The organism is Treponema sp. OMZ 305 (genome assembly GCF_024181325.1).
Classification (GTDB): domain Bacteria; phylum Spirochaetota; class Spirochaetia; order Treponematales; family Treponemataceae; genus Treponema.
In genome coordinates this window covers 744,843-763,113 of sequence record NZ_CP051300.1, presented here as the reverse complement: position 1 = coordinate 763,113, position 18,271 = coordinate 744,843, and the positions used below count along the sequence as shown (strand labels likewise).

The following is an 18,271-nucleotide window of genomic DNA, read 5'->3' as shown; positions in this document are numbered from 1 at the left end:
GGTTGATTCCCCTTACCCGCGCCGCACACGGTCAAACCAAGTTTCGGGTTCTTTGTTCCATTCAAGCGCGATAGCGGCTTCTTCGGGGCTTAAATAGTTTTCTTCTTGTAACAGCTCAATCAAAACCGAAAAGCGGGAGAGTGATTCAAAGGGGCAGTCTTCGTTTTTAAAATTGGTGTCAGCCTGCGCAAATTGATAAGAAAAAATTGCTTTTAAACTCACCTCCGCGGCTCCGGCTGCACGCAAGGACTTAACGGCGCCGATGCTGCTCTTCCCCGTCGAGATTAAATCTTCGATAAGCGCTATCTTCTTACCCGCAACGGCCGCCCCTTCTATTGTACTGCCCGTTCCGTGATCTTTCGGCGCGGAACGCACGTAGGCAAGCGGTTTATTCAAGGCGTTTGCAATGAAAGCAGCCCACGGAACCCCCGCCGTAGCAACACCCGCAATCACATCGGTATCGGCAGGAATCAATTGTGTAAAAGCCTCCGTAATGAGGGTGCGCTGCTGAGGCCAACCTAAAAGAGAGCGGTTATCGCAATAGATAGGGCTGCGTATCCCCGAAGCAAAGGTGAAAGGCTCCGCAACGTTAATCTTGACAGCTTTTACCTCAAAGAGCGTGCGGGCAACCGCAATTTCTATTTCTTTTTTATCACGACAAATCGAATTACACACAGTATTCATCATCATACTCCTAATCGGGTAAATGCATCAGACTGTTTTCAACGTCCCCGCAGAATAAGTGAGGTCGTTCAACCAGAACTGCCAAGGATGGCAGTGGTTCCATACAGCAGCGATGTTTTGTGCACACACAAAACTCGCCTTCAACTGTTGTACACGGATGTACAACAGTTGAAGATGGTTCAAATGGTTTCCCTACCTCACTTATTCTGCGATTCTGATCTATTCTGTCTGATGCGTTTACCCTTCTCTTGAAAAAACTGTACGAAATTTTATTAAAATTTCGTACAGAAGGAAGCCAACCACTTAAAACAAATTGTGATGCGGTTGCCCTATATCTGAAATACGAAACGTCCGGCGGGGCGTTCCTGTAAGTTGGCGGCGAAACGGCCGTCGCGGTAGACTATGTTGCCGTTTACAATAGTCATATAATTTTTACCGATAAAGTTCCAGCCCTCAAAAGGAGACCACCCGCATTTCGATACTATGTCCTTTCGGCCAAGCTGCCAGTGTACCGCGGTGTCGGCAACGGTAATATCGGCATCGGCGCCTTTTGCAAGTACGCCCTTGCGCGTTAACCCGAGGATTGCAGCAGGATTTTCACTCATCAGCTTTTGAAGCAGCGGCAGCGTGATATTTCCTTCCGCCGCCGCAGTGAGCATCAGCGCCAGCGAGGTTTCGGCGCCGGGGATGCCGAAAGTCAGCTGTGCCAGTTTTTCATCCAGCGTATGAGGCGCGTGATCGGTGCCGATGGTATCGACGTAGCCGTCCCGAATGGCCTGCATCAAAAATGCAGTATCGGATTTTGCTTTCAGTTCGGGCTTCATCCGCAACAGCATATCAGCTTCGGCGCTCGCTTCGCGCATACCGGTGTGTAAAAAAAGATGATGAGGCGTTACTTCCGCATAAATGGGATGCTGCCGGTTATGTAATTCAGGATTTTGCTTCGCCTTGATGACCGTCCGCATCTCTTCTTCGGAAGAAATATGACAAATATACAGACCGTTCCCATAGCGGGCATTCAGCTCAATCGCCTTGCCGATCATCTCCGCTTCGGCATGCACAAAGACCAAGCCGCCGGCCTTAAAAATTTCAGTCAGCAGAGCGGTATCTTCAATCAGCATAAGACCGGTGCTCACATTCATAAACACCTTCGTGCTGCGCGCCTGACCGCTGCCGATAACGCGCCGGATTTCATCAATATTATTGTTTTTTGAAGCGCCGAAGTGGAAGCCGAAATTAACGGCTGAAACCCGCGCCGCCTGTGCAATTTTTTCCGCAAGCGCCTGAGCCGTTACCGTCGGCGGCTGCGTATTCGGCATATCAAAAAAAGTCGTTATGCCTCCTTTTGCACAAGCACGCGAACCGGTATAAAAATCTTCTTTATGGGTAAGCCCCGGATCTCTCATGTGGGTGTGCAGGTCGATAATGCCCGGCATAACGAGGCGGCCTTCCAAGTCAACAACCCCGACGCGACCTTCCAAGTCAATTTCCTGTGAATCCTGTACGGCATCCGCCTCTTTTATGCAGTGCTGAGCGGACACCCCCTGTTTGATGATGATATCTTCTATTATATCGCCGTTGATTACAAGGTCGATGATTTCGTTGCGGACGGTTTTCCCGTTTTTGAGTATGAGCACCGTTTAGTCCTCCGTTGCCTTTCTAATTTCCTCCAAAACCGCGTGCACCGCCTGAACGGGATCGGGATGTTGGGTAATCGGGCGGCCAACCACCAAATAATCGGCTCCGTTTTTTACCGCTTCGTAGGCAGTCATCACCCGCGCCTGATCTTCTTTGCGGTTTTGGGCATACGAGCCGCTTTGGGTAAAGGCAGGGCGGACTCCCGGACATACGGTAATAAAATCCTTGCCGAAACGCTGTTTAATAGCGCCAGCCTCCTGAGCGGAACAGACAATCCCCTGCAAACCGGCATTGCTGACAGCAGCTGCCATCGCTTCGACGGTTCTTTCGACATCGACGGCTGCTCCGTAGAATTGCTGTAAATCGTGTGCGTTTAAATTGGTTAAGACCGTTACGCCGATGCAAATGCTCTGGGAGCCTTTTTCTTTGAGCATCTCGGCGACTGCCCGCATTGTTTTTTCGCTGTTGGAGCAATGCACATTGAACATGAACACGTTTTGCTCCGCCGCAAAAAGGCAGGCCTGTACTACCGTGTTGGTAATATCGTGGAACTTTAAATCCAAAAATACTTTTTTGTTTTTTCCGTGCAAGTAATCGACAATGGCTCCCTTCGTCCGTAAGAAAATTTCGAGCCCTGCCTTATACACCGTAACGTTATCGCCGAGCTGCTCCACGAGGGCGGCTGCTTGGTCGAGCGTGTCATAGTCCAACGCAACAATCAATTTTTCGCGGACAGCGCTGCTGACGGTTCCGCATTGTGTTTTTTCCATATTGTAAAACTCCTCCGGGATCAGGGCATCTCAAAAGCTGTTTGCTTTCGAGACTCCCCTACTCTCCTCTTATTGAACGGTATTGCGAACAGTACTGCGATGTTTGAGTTTGCTGCGGTATGCAGCTCCTCCATCGGGATGGCTGCGGCCGACCAAATCCGTAACAGCAGTTTGATGCTTTTCACAGTACCGTTCAAGACCATCAAGTATTTCTACCGCAGCGCAAGGATTGTTAAAAAGACCGCAGCCGACCGCAACTGCCGAAGCGCCTGCAAGTATAAATTCGATTGCGTCCTCCGCAGTCCGTATACCGCCCATCCCGACGATCGGCAGCGACGTAACCTGTGACACCTGATAGACCATTCTGACCGCGATGGGTTTTACCGCCGGACCGGACAGTCCGCCGAAAATATTACCAAGAAGAGGCTTTTGCGTATTGATGTCGATTGCCATACCGGAAACCGTGTTAATCAGCGACAAGGCATCCGCTCCTTGAGCCTCCGCGATGCGGGCAAACACCGTAATATCGGTAACATTCGGCGATAGTTTCACGATGAGCGGTTTCCGGCTTGCCGCCCGTACCAGCGAAATCACCCGCTCCGTTTGCGCCGGATCGGTACCGAAAGCCATTCCCCCCTGCTTTACATTCGGGCAGGAAATATTGAGCTCTATAGCCGAAACTTCCGCGATATCGTTCAGCCGGGCGGCAAGTTCCGCATATTCTTCTGCAGTTTTACCGTTAATATTAATAATCAGCGGAATGTGCAGCTGCGGAAGGATTTCCGGCAATACCCGCTGCACAAACTCATCATAGCCGACATTTTCCAAACCGACGCAGTTGAGCATACCGGACGGCGTTTCTGCAATCCGCACTCCTGCATTACCGTCCCGCGGCTCAAGCGTTAAACCTTTCAGCACCGCTGCACCGAGTATATTCGGATCAAAGAAATCCGCATAGTCGGTACCGTAGCCGAAGCAGCCGCTCGCCGTCATCAACGGGTTCGCTAAATGTAAACCTAAAAAATCCAGTGTAAGTTTGCTCATATCATTCTCTCATTTTTACGGCAATTCGTGCGGGAATAAAAGCGAATCGAAAACAGGGCCGTCGGCGCATACTTTTTTAACTCCCGCAGCCGTTTGAATGGAACATCCCATACAGGCGCGTACACCGCACGCCATCCGGCGCTCAAGGGAGAGCTGACAGGGTAACTGTGCCGACTGCGAAAACGCACGTATTTTATTCAGCATTGCAGTGGGGCCGCAGGCATAGATCATCGCAATATCCGCACAAAGATTTCCGCTGTTGCGGCATTTTTCAATATACGCTGAAAGCACATCCGGTACAAAGCCATTAATACCGAGACTGCCGTCATCGGTACAAAGGACGAGTTCAATATCCGCAGGCAGGGCAAAAAAATCGATAAGTTCTTGAATGTGCCGATCGCGGCCTCCTGCAAAAAAAATAATGCGCGCTTCCGGCTGCTTACAGCGAATCGCCCGTATCAGCTGCGGCAGCGGTGCAAGTCCTATGCCGCCTCCCGCGATAATATGACAGGAACCGGCGGAAGGGATCATAAAGCCGTTCCCCAAGGGGCCTTGAATAGCAAGACTTTCACCGGCACGGTATTGCGTTAATTCTTGTGTACCGGCTCCTATGGGGCGATATACAAAGCTCAAGGTTCCCTGCTTCTCATCAAATGAATGAAGACTGATGGGGCGGGGCAAAATATGGGATTTATCGTGCAAACTGATCATGTAAAACTGTCCCGCACGGGGCAGCTCGGGGACTTCCATCATCCGCGGTAATCGAACGGTAAGACAGTAACAATCGGCTCCCGCATATTCATGGGAAACAATTTCGGTTTTTTCAAACAGCTTTTTTCCACACCGGTGTTCCATACCGCTTCTCCGCTAATTTAAATTAAGCTTGATGTCAGCTGCCGGAATAACACGCTCGCAGTAAAAACACTTGTAGCAGTCCTGTCCATGCGAATGTACCTTTATAAACCGCGACGGTACCGCTTCATTATTTGAAATACATTTAAAATTTTCGCAGTGTATAAACGCTTCGATTTCGTCAGGCAATGCAAGCGGTATCTTTTGCACGACCTTACTGTCTTTAATGATATTGACCGTTGCGTGAGGCGCCAACAGCGAAATTTTTGCCAGCTCCGATTTAGTCAAGGTTTTATCGGCAATCTTAATCAGACCTTTTTTATTGTGCGCCTTGCTATACAAATTAAAACCGACGGTTACCGTATCGGTATACTCTTTTAATTTCAACATTTTGACGATTGCAAAAGTGCGTTCCGGCGGTATATGGTCAATCACTACTCCGTTTTCCAATGCCGTTATCTGTAATTCCATCATTCAACTCCTATAAAAAGTCAAGAAGAAAGTATCAACTTTCGATTGACTTTTTACGCACGTTCGCAACGAAGTGAGAACGTGCATATAATATACAAGTTTGCTAAAAAAGCAAACTTGGGTAGATAAAAGCCGTGCCATTTGTACGGCTTTTATCTTATCTCCTTCTTGTAGTTCCGTTATTCGTGCGGATGGTTCAATATCCCACACTTCTTGAGTCTCTATCGTTCTAGCGAGAGCATCATCATTGCCTGCCTAATCGGGATACCGTTCCGCGCCTGCTCAAAATAACGCGCATATTTCGTAGTATCCAAATCAACATCGATTTCATTCACACGCGGCAGCGGATGCAGAATAATCATATCATCTTTGCACTTCCCTTCGATGTTGCCTCTATTGATAATATAAACGCCTTTCACCTTTTCGTATTCTTCCGGATCGGGGAAACGCTCGCGCTGAATGCGGGTCATATAAAATACATCGAGTTTATCTAAGCAGTCGGTAAAGTTTTCTTCTATATAATAGGTAACGCCGGCATCATCCAAATCGTCAAGCAGATATTGCGGCATAGCGAGATTCGGCGGAGAAACAAAGTAGATAACCGGATGAAAATGCTTGAGCGCTTTAACCAACGAATGAACGGTACGGCCGTATTTTAAATCGCCGGTAAAAGCAATATGGATATTTTCCAAGGTACCTTTTTCTTTCATAATGGTATACAAATCGAGAAGCGTTTGGCTTGGATGTTGGTTTGAACCGTCGCCGCCGTTTAACACCGGCTTATGCGAAACGGAAGCCGCAAGACGCGCCGCTCCGTCCATCGGATGACGAATAACAATGATGTCCGAATAGGATTCCACCATGCGTATGGTGTCCGAAAAGGATTCACCTTTTTTAACCGATGAATGTTCCGTATCGAAATAGAGAATATTTGCGCCGAGCCGCATTGCAGCCGACTCAAATGACAGTTTCGTCCGCGTGCTCGGTTCATAAAACATGGTTGCGACAATCTTGCCGTGCATCTGCAAAAGTTTTTCCTCATCGGACATTTTTTCTATTGCTTCCGCTTTTTTCAAAATGAACAGAATTTCTTCTGCGGTGAAATCATTCATTGAAATGATATCCTTCTTCCCGTTTATCATAGGACCTCCTCAAGCAAAAAAAAAAGGATACTGTCTTCATTTAGAAAACAGTATCCTTATTAGTTACGGTAACAACACTTACCGGCAATTGAAAGGGTAAACTCCTGCGAATTATACCCCCAAGTTGTGTACAAGGATTATATTGATGTTGCCGTAAGCGCTTTGCCATTATTGCCTCTTTCAATTAAAATCGCGAGTTTATAGCATAAAAAAGAAGAATATGTCAAGTATCATATTTTTGATAGTATTGCGGATTTTGGATTGTAGATTTTGGCTCGTATACTTTACTTTTAATCAAAAATTCATTATGCTGTGCTTCGATATTTCAATGTTATCCAGCATAAACAATTGCAGTAATACGGGAATATCCGAAATTTTCTTTTAGGAGGAAGAGGTATGAAAAAATCCGCTTTCGTATTATCGGTTCTTTTTTTGATCAGTGCTCTTTCGTTTGCATCCGGTTCTGCTGATGCGACAGCTTCCAAGGCTGAAACCGATGTCAACATCGACTTTAGAATGAACATTGCTAAAAAAGATTATGAATCCAATTATTTTAATTGGACGCTCGGAAAACAAGAGATGGTGCAAGACAAATTCGATGCGGTTTCGGGCGCCAGTTTGAAAGGCTCTACAAAAGCATTTAATGCTGTTCGCTATGCAGGTAATGCTGCAGATAAAAAAGCGGCGATTCCGGCAGCGCTTCGCAGTCTGTTTTTGTTCCCGCTTGCCGATTGGAAATTTGTCGAGGGATACGGACTCCAAGTAACAAACACCGACGGTATGTTGACGATACGGTTTGCCCGTAAAACAACGGCTTATGAGTTAACGACCGACAAAAATGGTGATTTTAACATCCTCACCGGAGCTAAAATCGCAAAAGATATTACTGAAAAGACAGATACCGGTTATGTCATCAAGCCAGAATACCTCAAAGCCGACGGTGATCCTACAAAAATGTCCGATTTGGATTGGGATAAAGTGCCGCTGAAAACTGACACCTTTGCTTCCGATGCAGCCTATCATTATGAAGGGACATTGAAGTTTGCCTTAAAAGATAACGTTTTAACAGTGAATGGCACATTGAACCGTAAATAAGCTGGGTAAGATTACTGTCATCACTAACAGCCGGGGAAATGCATCCGGCAGAGCAGATAAAAATCGCAGAATAATAGAGGCTGGGCGACCATTTGAGCCGTGCAACGGCGAAACTCTGGTTGAACAGCCTTTATTATTCTGCGGGAATATCACCAAAAATGCCTAATGCGTTTGCCCTATATTGATACTTTTACTCCGAGTAAAGACCGATGGCGTGTATCTTTTTGCGGCGGTACCGCACCAAGACTTTGGGATCACGCTTGCAAAGATCGGCTAAGTCATGGAGAATTTGTGCTCGTATCTGATCCGCCGCTTTTTGCGGGTCGGTATGGGCGCCATCCTCCGGCTCTTCGATAACCCCGTTGATCAGTTTAAGTCCAAGTACCTCGCGGCTGGTAATTTTCAGCATCGCGGCGGCATCCTTCGCCCTGCTTGAATCCCGCAATAAAATTGATGCGCAGCCTTCCGGCGAGATAACCGAGAAAATCGCGTTTTCCAGCATATATACCTTATCGCCGACGCCGATACCGAGCGCACCGCCTGAGCCTCCTTCTCCGATAACAAAGCAGATAACCGGCGTTTTTACGCGGCTTAGCTCTCGTAAATTGACCGCGATAGCTTCGGCAATACCGCGTTCCTCGGAGCCGAGTCCCGGATAGGCGCCCTGTGTGTCAACAAAGGTGATAATCGGGCGGTGGAATTTTTCCGCCTGTTTAATCAGCCTGAGCGCCTTGCGGTAGCCTTCGGGGTTTGCCATACCGCCGTTCCGGTCGATGGTTTCCCGCAAGTTCCGTCCTTTCTGGTTGCCGATAACCGTTACCGGTATCCCGTTGATGAATGCGATACCGCCTATCAGTGCAGGGTCGTCGCCGAAGCAGCGGTCGCCGTGCAGCTCGATAAAGTTGTCAAAGACCATATCGATATAGTCGAGCGCGCGCGGGCGGTCGTTATTTCGGGCAAGCTCAATCTTCCGCCATACTTGTGAAATTGCGGAACTTGCTTGCAGCTTTTCATTTATCGTTTTGAGTTCTTTGGTAATATCGAGTCCGTATTTGTCTGCAATATCACGCAGGCTCGACAGAATTTCACTTTGGTCGGTCAGCTGTTCATTTCCTTTATCCATATTACTTCCTTCCCTTGCCGAACGGCGGATTGATATGTGCGTCAATCATCACGGCAAAAAAGTGTTTTTGTTCGATGCGCGGTACAATGCAGTCGACAAAGCCTTTTTTAAGCTGAAATTCGGCGCGCTGAAAGCCATCCGGCAGCTGCTGGTGAATGGTGCCTTCGATAACGCGCGGTCCCGCAAACCCGATAAGCGCATGAGGTTCCGCAGCGATAATATCGCCAAGCATCGCAAAGCTCGCTGTTACACCGCCGGTTGTGGGGTCGCAGAGCATCAAAAAGAGGGGAACGCCCTTGTCGTCCAGTTCCGCCGCTGCGCTGGAGGTTTTTGCCATTTGCATCAGCGAAAAAAGCCCCTCCTGCATACGCGCGCCGCCGGACGTTGCGTAGATAATCACCGGTATCCGTTCCGCCGCACCTTTTAACATAAGCCGCGAAATTTTCTCCCCAACAACCGACCCCATCGAGCCGCCGAGGAAGTCGAATGACATAATACCCAAAAGGGCATCCCTGCCTTCGATCTTGCACTTACCGGTAACCACCGCCTCACTCATCGAAGTTTTTGCCTCTGCGGCGGAGATTTTTTCTTCGTAGCCCTCCATCTGAATGGGATTCATCGTCCGCAAGGTGGGATCAAGTTCTTCAAAAGTGCCTTTATCAGCAAGGTAGGCAATCCGCTCGGGCACATCCATCCGCAGATGACAGCCGCAGTCGGGACATACCATGAGGTGTTTTAAAAGTATTTCCCGTTCATATTGTTTTTTACAATGAGGACATTCCATCATTTCTTTCCTTATTTATCTTCACTAGTGAATAGCTGCGCATACAAACTTGTGCCGAAAGAACCCGATTGGAATTGAGCCGATCGTAAAATCGTCTTTTGCTCTTCGATATTCGTTTGAATACCTTCGATATGCAGTTCATCCAGCGCACATAGCAGCTTTTGAATAGCCTGTGCCCGATCCGCCCCGTGCACAATCAGCTTGGCCGTCATCGAATCGTAGAACGGCACCACCTTGTAGCCCTGATATAAAAATCCGTCGAAACGGACACCGTTTCCGCCGGGCACCCGCAAGTTTGTAATCAGCCCGGGGGTGCGCGCATTGATACGGGCTTCTATTGCCCAGCCATTTACCGGCACTACGCCGTCGGGGAGCGTCATCTTGCCGCCCGTACACACGGTAATCTGCTCACGGATGATGTCGGTACCGGTTACCATCTCGGAAACAGGATGTTCAACCTGTACCCGTGCGTTTACTTCCATAAAATAGAACTGATCACCGGAAACGAGAAATTCGATGGTACCCGCTCCGCAATACTTGAGCGTAGAAAAAAGCTTTTTGGCGCCTTTGCACATCGTCTCATACATTGTGTCGCTCACTGCCTGCGAGGGGCTTTCTTCTATCAGCTTTTGATGATTCCGCTGCACCGAGCAGTCCCGCTCGCCGAGAATTGCAACCCCGCCTGCACCGTCGCCGATAACCTGAAGCTCAACATGCCGCGGATCGCTCAAGTATTTTTCGATATAGACTGTACCGTCGGCAAAATTCGCTTCCGCCTCCGAAGATGCAATGGAAAGGTTTTCGGCTAAGTCGACTTCTTTCCAGACGATACGCATACCCTTTCCGCCGCCGCCTGAGGCAGCTTTGATGATGACGGGGTACCCGCACTCCTTCGCGGTTTTCGCCGCTTGTTCTTTGGTGGTAATCGCACCCTTAGAGCCGGGGGTAATCGGAAGACCGCTTTTTTGCGCGGTCTCGCGTGCCCTTACCTTATCACCAAGCATTTCGATGGTGTCGGGTTTGGGGCCGATCCAAAACATACCGGCTTTTTCCACCTCCCGCGCAAAATCTGCGTTTTCGGAAAGGAAGCCGACACCGGGGTGTACGGCATCGCAGCCGGTACAGAGCGCGGCAGTAATCAGCGTATCCTTGTTCAAATAGCTTTTGGAGGAAGGCGGCGGCCCGATGCACACTGCGTGATCCGCAAGTTGCACATGCAGGCATTCTTTGTCGGCAGTTGAATACACGGCGACCGTTTCGATGCCCATTTCACGGCATGCGCGGATAACGCGGACGGCAATTTCGCCGCGGTTCGCAATCAGCATTTTCCGTATCATACTTAAATCCTGATGGTAAAGAGCGGCTGGTTAAACTCGACTAAATCGCCGTTTGCCGCAAGAATATCTTCAATAATACCGTCGTACTCGCATTCAAGGGTATTCATCATCTTCATTGCTTCGAGGATACAGAGAGGCTGCCCTTTGGAAACCTTAGACCCCTTGTCTACATACGCAGGAGCATCGGGAGACGGCGAGCGGTAGAAGGAGCCGACAATGGGGCTTTTCACCGTAACGAGGTTTACATCAGTGCCGGGGGTAACCGCCGCTGCACTCGGTGCGCTTGCCGGATTGATTCCTGTGCCCGTAAAACCGGCGGCTGCGCCCATTGCATTTGCCTGCCCCATCCCCCCAGCGGCAAAAGTTGTTCCGCCATTCGCAGGAGAGTTTTGTACGCCGACTCCTGCCGCATATCCGCTTGTCTCCGTTCCGGCAATCGGCTGCATCGGTACATTGTGCAATGCGAACGGTACGGCTGCCTGAGCATTTTGATACGCAGCTTCTTTTTTTAGGGTCAGCTCCGCTTCGCCTTCCTTTATGTGCAGCAGCACAGCCGAGCTTTTTTCAAACTTGTCAAAGACATTCAAAATAAATTTTTCGTTCATATTCTTACTCTGTTTCTTAGTCTGTGTTAATGCCGATGCTTCTTTGCCTCAATGCGCCGGAAGCTGATACACACAACCGATGCGGATTCGCAAAGAAGCAGCATACCTTATATCCGGTCGAACCGGTCAATCTCGGCATCGTAATCGATACCGGCAATATCAAACCCGTTAATAGCCAAAAAGTCGTGTCGGTATTCGTCTACATCGGTACGCTCGCGGCTGGTCTCGTCGGTAACGGTCGCCATAATCTCTGCAACGGCGGACTGCACCGCTTCGTCCAATTCCCAGTCGTCGATGCGGATGCGGTGTTCGCTATCCGTCGGGATAACCCCGTCCGCCGTGTACAGACGGCTGTCGAAGAGGCGGTTGATCTGCTCGATACAGCCTTCGTGCGTGCCTTTTTCCTTCATCACCTTGAAAAGACTTGCCAAATAGAGCGGGATAACCGGAATAACAGCGCTTGCACGGGTTACCAGCCCCTTATTGACCGACACAAACGCTTGACCTTTTAAGGCAGCGAGTTTTGTGTTCAGTACATGGGCGGTGGCTTCCAAGTGTTCCTTCGCCTTACCGATGGTTCCCTTGCGGTACAATGCTTGCGTAGCTTCCGGCCCGATGTAGGAATAGGCGACCGTGATGCATCCTTGTGCAAGCAGATCCGCCGCATCGAGCTTTTCTATCCACCGCTGCCAATCTTCACCGCCCATCACCTTTACGGTAGCGGCGGCTTCCTCGTCGGTTGCCGGTTCCGCGGTAATTTCCGTCAAAGCGCCGGTGAACGGATCGAGGGTTTTGCCGGTAAAGGGCTTCCCAAAAGGCTTGAGCGCCGAGCGGTAGGTAACACCGGTATCGGGATCGGTACGCACGGAGCTTGCCACGCTGTAGACAATTAAATCAAATTTCATATCGCGCTTTTTTGCTTCATCAATCACTTGCGCTTTAATAGCATCGGAGAACGCATCGCCGTTTATCGTAACGGAGATAAGCCCCGCCTCTTTTGCAGCGGTGTCAACCGCTAAATTGTTATACCACCCCGGAGTTCCCCATTTTTTTTCGGAACCGGCTTTTTCATACGATACACCGATGGTTGCAGCTCCGTAGCCGAACGCTGCCGTAATGCGGCTTGCCAGTCCATATCCGCCCGAACAGCCGATTACCAAAACGTTTTTCGGTACTGCCGTTCCCGCAGGGTGAGATGCCACCCGTTTTTTTGTATATGCGATTTGATCTTCAACCGCCTTTTTACATCCTTGAGGATGCGCATTCAAACAGATATTGCTTCTCAGCATCGGTTTCATACTCATAATATTCTACTCCTTACTATTCTGAACCTTTATAATGCCTAATTATGCAATAATTGGCAATAGTGTTTTTTTCTTGACTGAATATATGATGTTTTATATAATAGAAGAATGAGTACTAAATCATTTAAAGGAGGCTGTCATCCTCCCGAGCGGAAATTTATTTCCGCCGAATCCGAAGTCTTGGCTGTCATGCCATCAACAAAGATGGTGTGGATTCCTGTTACCCAAGGCGGTGCTCCGAATACTCCGTTGGTAAAGGTTGGAGATACGGTTGTACGAGGTCAAAAAATAGCGGAAACGGACAAATTTATGTCTGCGCCTGTACATGCTTCGATCTCCGGTACCGTAAAAAAAATAGAACCCCATCTCGTTACCGGTAATACGGACGCACTTTGTATTGCAATTCAAGCGGGCGAGGATACTTCCGAGTCCTTTATGGAACCGCTTGATCCCTTCACCTGCACAAAAGAGGACGCTATTAAGCGTATCCGGGAGGCTGGTATAACCGGTATGGGCGGAGCTTCTTTCCCCGTACATGTTAAATTGAGTCCCCCTAAAGATGCGAAGATAGACTACATTTTAGGTAATGCTGCAGAATGCGAGCCGTATCTGTGTACCGATGCTGCGACGATGTATCATTCCGCCGAAACGATTGTAGACGGGATGGCGATTATTATGCACATTACCGGAGCCGACAAGGGGATTATTGCGCTTGAAGACAATAAAACACATTTGGTGCCGGTGTTTGAAAAAGCTATTGCAAAGATAAAACAAAATCCTGTCGGACCGGGCGCTTATGATATTTCCGTTGAGTTGTGCAAAACGAAATATCCGCAAGGCGGTGAAAAAAATCTGACTTCCGCTGTGGTCGGCAGAGAGATTCCTTCCGGCGGGCTTCCGTTCCAGATTGGGTGTATCGTTCAGAATGTCGGAACAATGAAGGCGATTTCCGATGCGTTCCGTAAAGGAGCGCCGCTCATTGATCGTCCGCTCTCGCTTTCGGGTGGAGCCTGCGAAAATCCTGTGAACGTGATCGCCCCTATCGGTACCTGTATCGGCGATTTAATCCCTGATGTCATCCGCTTAAAACCCGGTGTTACCAAAATCATTTCAGGCGGTCCAATGATGGGCTTTGCAATGAAGAGCGCCGATTTCCCCGTGCAAAAGAATACATCCGGTGTTCTTTTCTTAACAAGGGAGGAAGTCAACCTTGATGAAGAAAGCCCGTGTATCGGATGCGGAAAGTGCGTAACCCATTGCAGTTGTCAGTTGTCGCCGGTTCTGATGATACGTGCATTAAAGGCGAATAAGCTTGATGAAGCTGTCCGCTGCGGGCTTATGGACTGCGTTGAATGCGGTATTTGTTCTTACGTATGTCCGGCGCGTATAAAGCTTGTCCAGCGGTTCAAGGTTGGAAAGCAGCTGTTACGCGAAGCAAAGCAAAAAGAAGCGGCAAAGGCAACAGCCGCGCAAGGAGGAAAATAAGCTATGGCCGAATCAGATAAGAACGAAATTTATCTTTCTCCTGCGCCGCATATTGCGAGTCCCGTAACCACTAAAAAACTGATGATACACGTGCTGATTGCGCTTGCTCCGCTTGCGCTGTACGGTATTTATCTGTATGGAGTGCCGGCGCTCATCCGTATTATTGTTTCCGTAGGCGTCGCGGTCGGTTCCGAAGCGGCATTCCGTAAAGCGATGGGCAAGGATATCCGCATAAAGGATTGCTCCGCTGCAGTAACCGGTTTGCTGTTAGCGCTTGTGTTACCGCCGCTTATTCCTATTTGGATTGTCGTTGTTTCCGCAATCTTTGCCATTGTCGTAGCAAAAGAGTTTTTCGGCGGACTCGGCGCAAATCCGTTTAACCCTGCATTGGTAGGCCGTGCGTTTGCCTTTGTCAGTTTTTCACGCCTGATGACCTCGTGGGTTGCTCCTCATCACGGTTTTGACGCAGTGAGCACGGCAACGCCGCTTTCGTACCTAAAAATGTCGGAAGGCGGGATTTCCACTGCGGCGACAATCGCAGAGAAGATGGGTTTGTCCTCTTCGAGCGACGTATATCTTAAACTTTTTTTAGGAGATCACGGCGGCTGTATCGGTGAATCGAGCGCGGCGCTCATTCTCATCGGTTTTGTCTACTTGCTGGTTACCCACGTTATTGAATGGCAGATTCCTGTTTCTATGGTAGTAACGGCAGTGTTGGTAACATGGCTTGCGGGTATCGATCCGCTTTTGACGCTGTTAAGCGGCGGTTTGCTGTTCGGCGCCGTCTTTATGGCTACCGACTATGCAACGTCGCCCGTAACCTTTAAAGGACAAATTATCTTCGGCGCGGGCTGCGGCTTAATTACCGCTTTAATGCGTCTGTTTGCCGGAATGCCGGAAGGCGTTATGTACAGTATTTTGATTATGAATTCGGTCGTTACATTCTTAAATAAACTGATTCAGAAAAAATACGGATATGTAAAGCCCGTTAAGGCAGCCAAGGAAGGTGCAAAATGAAACAGATGATGAAATTATCCGTTACGTTGGCGCTCTATACTGTTGTTGCTTGTCTTGCGCTTGCTGCGGTCAATATGCTTACCGCTCCCCGCATTCTCGCTTCAAAGGAAGCAAAGACGAAACTTGCGCTTCAAGCGATTTTCCCCGAGGCGGATTCATTTCGCCCTGTTACCGAAGGAATGCCGAAATCAGTTGATAAGGTAGCGTTCGGCGATACTTTTATCGCATTACAGGGGGATAAGCCTGCGGGAATTATCGTAACGGTGAGCGGGCATACCTATGATCAGGCGACTATTCTTATCGGTATTGATATGGAAGAAAAGCTGAGGATGATTCAGTTTTTGACATTAACCGATTCACCCGGTATCGGAACAAAGGCGAAGGATGAACCGTTCATCGGACAGTTCCGTAATAAGCCGACTACCGATGCCTTTGCGCTGGGAAGCGATGTTCAAGCGATTGCCGGCGCTACGATTACCTCTACGGCTGTTACCCGTATGGTAAAAATCGCCGTCGATGCCGCTTCTTCATACATGAGCAGCCAAGGTCTTGGTGGCTCAGGCAGCGGAAACTAAGAGGAGAACGGTTATGAAAGAGTATGTACGCATTTTTACGAACGGGTTGGTAAAAGAAAACCCCCTCATTATGCTGATGATCGGGCTTTGTTCCGCGCTTGCCATTACAACCTCGGTTGCAAACGGTATCGGAATGGGGCTTGCGATGACCTTCGTTATCGTGTTGAGTGAACTGATTATCAGTATGTTTCGGAAATTTATCCCGAACGATATCCGTATCCCTATTTTTATCATTGTTATCGCGTCGTTTACTACCATTGTAGACCTTTTGATGCAGGCTTTTTTGCCGGAACTTTCCGAATCGATGGGTATTTTTATCAAACTCATCGTTGTAAACTGTATCATTATGGGGCGTGTTGAATCCTTTGCCTCGAAAGAGTCTCCTTTAAAAGCGATTGCCGATGCCTTTGGTATGGGTTTGGGCTTTACGTGGGTGTTGGTTGTGATGTCTGCCATCCGCGAGCTTTTAGGAAGCGGTACTGTGCTGGGTGTGCGTCTTTTATCAGACGATTACCTTATTAAATTCTTTGCGAACTCTCCCGGAGGCTTCTTTGTATTCGGGGTTCTGATTGCCTTGACCTATTTGATACAGGATCAGCGGAAGCAGCGAAAAATACGGAAGGCTGCTGCGATAAAAGAAGCGGCATTGCAAGAAGCTGCTGCATTACGCGATGCTGAGCTGAAAAAAGAAGCTGCGCTCAAGGCGGAGACTGCACAAAAAGAGGCTGCGTTAAAAGCGGAAGCGGAAAAAGAAGCTGCTGCAGCCAAACCGAAACCGGTTGCTGAACAAAAAGAAGCTACCGCAGCACAAGCAGAAGCGGAGAAACAAGCCGTTGCACCAAATACCGAAGCTGCTGCTGAACCTGCAAAGGAGGAAACTGAAAATGGAACTGTTTAAGATTTTTCTTGCTGCGGTATTTGTAAAAAATATCGTTTTTATCCGCTTCCTTGCGTTGTGTTCGTTTATCGGTATGACATCCGATGTTAAGAAATCTACCGGTATGGGGTGGGCGGTTCTCTTTGTTACGGTTATTGCAACAGCAGCGACCTATCCGCTCTATAAACTGGTTCTTGCACCGTATAACCTCGGTTTTTTGCAGACATTGCTCTTTATCTTGGTTATTGCGAGCTTGGTTCAGCTGGTAGAGTTCTACTTGAAAAAATCCGCTCCGGCGCTCTATTCGGCGATGGGTGTGTATTTGCCGCTTATCACGACAAACTGCGCTATCTTAGCGGTTACGCTCGATGTTATCGCCGCTGACTATACCTTTATTCAGTCGATGGTGTATTCGATCGGTGTCGCAATCAGCTATATGTTGGCAATGGTTTTGTTTGCCGGTTTACGTGAACGCATTGATATTGCCCCGATACCTAAGTACCTCAAGGGTACTCCTATTTTGTTTGTCGCTGCGGCTCTGTTGTCTTTGGCATTCGGCGGTTTTGCAGGCATGATTTAAAGGAGTAGGAAAAGAGTATGCATACGATTATTTTAACGCTTATTGTCTCGTTGATTTTATCACTGGCGATAGGCTTTTTGTTAGGCTTTTTTAAAAAGCTGTTTTATGTAGCGCCTGATGAAACGGTTGCAAAAATTCGTGAGGTGCTTCCCGGCGCAAACTGCGGCGCCTGCGGGTTCCCGGGCTGCGACGGTTTTGCGGCTGCGGTTGCAAGCGGCAATGCGCCGGTAAACGGCTGCTCCGTCGGGGCAGGTCCCGTTGCTGCAAAGGTCGGCGCGATTATGGGCGTTTCGGCAAATGCCGATGCAAAGGTTGCGGTGTTACTGTGCCAAGGTTCACACGATGTCTGTAAGGAAAAGGCTGATTACGTCGGCGTTAAAACGTGCCGCGCCGCAAAGATTTCCGTAAACGGACTGCGGGAATGCGATTGGGGCTGTATCGGCCTCGGCGACTGCGAAATGGCCTGTCCGTTTGACGCTATCCATGTCGGAGAGGATGGGATTCCGCACGTCGATTACGAAAAGTGTACCGGCTGTGCAGTCTGTGTTGCAGCTTGTCCCCAGCATATTTTAACCACGGTACCCACTTCGCGGAAAGGTTCCATTGCGCTTTGTTCATGCAGAAATCCGAGAAAAGCCGTTATTATGAAAAACTGTAAGCGCGGCTGTATCAAGTGTATGAAGTGTGAGAAGAATTGCCCTAAGGGTGCGATAAAAGTTATCAACGGAATCCCCGAAGTTAATTACGAGTTATGCGATTCCTGCGGTATCTGTATTAAAGGCTGCCCGACAAAGGTACTTGCCTTAGTTGAAGATAAGATCGCAGTACAGTCTCCGTGCAGCGCGTGCCAAGCGAGCTAAGCGGCGTACTCAACGTGCCGGATAAAAA

18 protein-coding genes and 1 pseudogene are annotated in these 18,271 nt (G+C 48.8%); 7 read left to right on the top strand and 12 right to left on the bottom strand.

Annotated elements, in window-relative coordinates; all coding sequences use genetic code 11:
• Window positions 1–12: 12 nt before the first annotated feature.
• The 7 genes from pyrE to pyrB form a co-directional block, all read right to left on the bottom strand.
• Window positions 13–690, bottom strand: coding sequence for an orotate phosphoribosyltransferase (pyrE, locus tag ABK01_RS03460; RefSeq protein ID WP_253676247.1), 678 nt, complete (start codon window positions 688–690; stop codon window positions 13–15).
• A 323-nt stretch (window positions 691–1,013) separates the two neighbouring features.
• Window positions 1,014–2,321, bottom strand: a complete 1,308-nt coding sequence (locus ABK01_RS03455; RefSeq protein ID WP_253676246.1) for a dihydroorotase — start codon at window positions 2,319–2,321, stop codon at window positions 1,014–1,016.
• A 3-nt stretch (window positions 2,322–2,324) separates the two neighbouring features.
• Window positions 2,325–3,092, bottom strand: coding sequence for an orotidine-5'-phosphate decarboxylase (pyrF, locus tag ABK01_RS03450; protein ID WP_253676245.1), 768 nt, complete (start codon window positions 3,090–3,092; stop codon window positions 2,325–2,327).
• A gap of 69 nt (window positions 3,093–3,161) precedes the next feature.
• The gene (locus tag ABK01_RS03445; RefSeq protein ID WP_253676244.1) at window positions 3,162–4,136 is read right to left on the bottom strand and encodes a dihydroorotate dehydrogenase; all 975 of its coding nucleotides are present in this window, start codon (window positions 4,134–4,136) and stop codon (window positions 3,162–3,164) included.
• A 15-nt stretch (window positions 4,137–4,151) separates the two neighbouring features.
• Entirely contained in the window at window positions 4,152–4,991 is an 840-nt protein-coding gene (locus tag ABK01_RS03440; RefSeq protein WP_253676243.1) for a dihydroorotate dehydrogenase electron transfer subunit, read from the bottom strand.
• Between the two features lie 12 nt (window positions 4,992–5,003).
• Window positions 5,004–5,462, bottom strand: coding sequence for an aspartate carbamoyltransferase regulatory subunit (locus ABK01_RS03435; protein WP_230974580.1), 459 nt, complete (start codon window positions 5,460–5,462; stop codon window positions 5,004–5,006).
• A 218-nt stretch (window positions 5,463–5,680) separates the two neighbouring features.
• Complete coding sequence (pyrB, locus tag ABK01_RS03430) at window positions 5,681–6,601, bottom strand: aspartate carbamoyltransferase (protein ID WP_212566072.1); 921 nt, start codon at window positions 6,599–6,601, stop codon at window positions 5,681–5,683.
• 396 nt (window positions 6,602–6,997) lie between these two features.
• On the opposite strand from pyrB, the gene ABK01_RS03425 reads away from it, so the two are divergent.
• Window positions 6,998–7,696: a hypothetical protein gene (locus tag ABK01_RS03425; protein ID WP_253676242.1), complete on the top strand. Its 699-nt coding sequence runs from the start codon at window positions 6,998–7,000 to the stop codon at window positions 7,694–7,696.
• A 190-nt stretch (window positions 7,697–7,886) separates the two neighbouring features.
• Here ABK01_RS03425 and ABK01_RS03420 read toward each other — a convergent pair whose 3' ends face one another.
• From ABK01_RS03420 to fabV, 5 genes are all read right to left on the bottom strand, one after another.
• Window positions 7,887–8,819 (bottom strand): acetyl-CoA carboxylase carboxyltransferase subunit alpha, encoded by a 933-nt coding sequence (locus ABK01_RS03420; protein WP_212566070.1) that lies wholly within the window; start codon window positions 8,817–8,819, stop codon window positions 7,887–7,889.
• Between the two features lies 1 nt (window position 8,820).
• Entirely contained in the window at window positions 8,821–9,603 is a 783-nt protein-coding gene (locus ABK01_RS03415; RefSeq protein WP_212566522.1) for an acetyl-CoA carboxylase carboxyltransferase subunit beta, read from the bottom strand.
• Window positions 9,604–9,614: 11 nt separating this feature from the next.
• Window positions 9,615–10,940 carry an acetyl-CoA carboxylase biotin carboxylase subunit gene (locus ABK01_RS03410; RefSeq protein WP_212566069.1) on the bottom strand — a complete coding sequence of 442 codons (1,326 nt, stop codon included), beginning with the start codon at window positions 10,938–10,940 and terminating at the stop codon, window positions 9,615–9,617.
• Between the two features lie 2 nt (window positions 10,941–10,942).
• Window positions 10,943–11,545, bottom strand: coding sequence for an acetyl-CoA carboxylase biotin carboxyl carrier protein (gene accB / locus ABK01_RS03405; RefSeq protein WP_253676241.1), 603 nt, complete (start codon window positions 11,543–11,545; stop codon window positions 10,943–10,945).
• Between the two features lie 107 nt (window positions 11,546–11,652).
• Window positions 11,653–12,849, bottom strand: a complete 1,197-nt coding sequence (fabV, locus tag ABK01_RS03400) for an enoyl-ACP reductase FabV (protein ID WP_212566067.1) — start codon at window positions 12,847–12,849, stop codon at window positions 11,653–11,655.
• 108 nt (window positions 12,850–12,957) lie between these two features.
• Here fabV and rsxC point away from each other — a divergent pair, with 108 nt between their 5' ends.
• The 6 genes and pseudogenes from rsxC to ABK01_RS03370 all read left to right on the top strand — a co-directional run bounded on the left by rsxC (window position 12,958) and on the right by ABK01_RS03370 (window position 18,243).
• Window positions 12,958–14,334: an electron transport complex subunit RsxC gene (gene rsxC, locus ABK01_RS03395; RefSeq protein WP_253676240.1), complete on the top strand. Its 1,377-nt coding sequence runs from the start codon at window positions 12,958–12,960 to the stop codon at window positions 14,332–14,334.
• A 3-nt stretch (window positions 14,335–14,337) separates the two neighbouring features.
• Window positions 14,338–15,351, top strand: coding sequence for an RnfABCDGE type electron transport complex subunit D (locus tag ABK01_RS03390; RefSeq protein ID WP_212566066.1), 1,014 nt, complete (start codon window positions 14,338–14,340; stop codon window positions 15,349–15,351).
• The gene (locus ABK01_RS03385; protein WP_212566065.1) at window positions 15,348–15,926 is read left to right on the top strand and encodes an RnfABCDGE type electron transport complex subunit G; all 579 of its coding nucleotides are present in this window, start codon (window positions 15,348–15,350) and stop codon (window positions 15,924–15,926) included. Before ABK01_RS03390 ends, ABK01_RS03385 begins: the two co-directional genes overlap by 4 nt.
• 13 nt (window positions 15,927–15,939) lie before the next feature.
• Window positions 15,940–16,557 (top strand): annotated as a pseudogene (gene rsxE, locus ABK01_RS03380) (electron transport complex subunit RsxE); the annotation flags it as partial.
• 253 nt (window positions 16,558–16,810) lie between these two features.
• A complete protein-coding gene (locus tag ABK01_RS03375; protein ID WP_212566063.1) occupies window positions 16,811–17,383 on the top strand; it encodes an electron transport complex protein RnfA in 573 nt (190 codons plus the stop codon).
• Between the two features lie 17 nt (window positions 17,384–17,400).
• Window positions 17,401–18,243 (top strand): RnfABCDGE type electron transport complex subunit B, encoded by an 843-nt coding sequence (locus tag ABK01_RS03370; protein WP_212566062.1) that lies wholly within the window; start codon window positions 17,401–17,403, stop codon window positions 18,241–18,243.
• The last annotated feature ends 28 nt before the right edge of the window (window positions 18,244–18,271 follow it).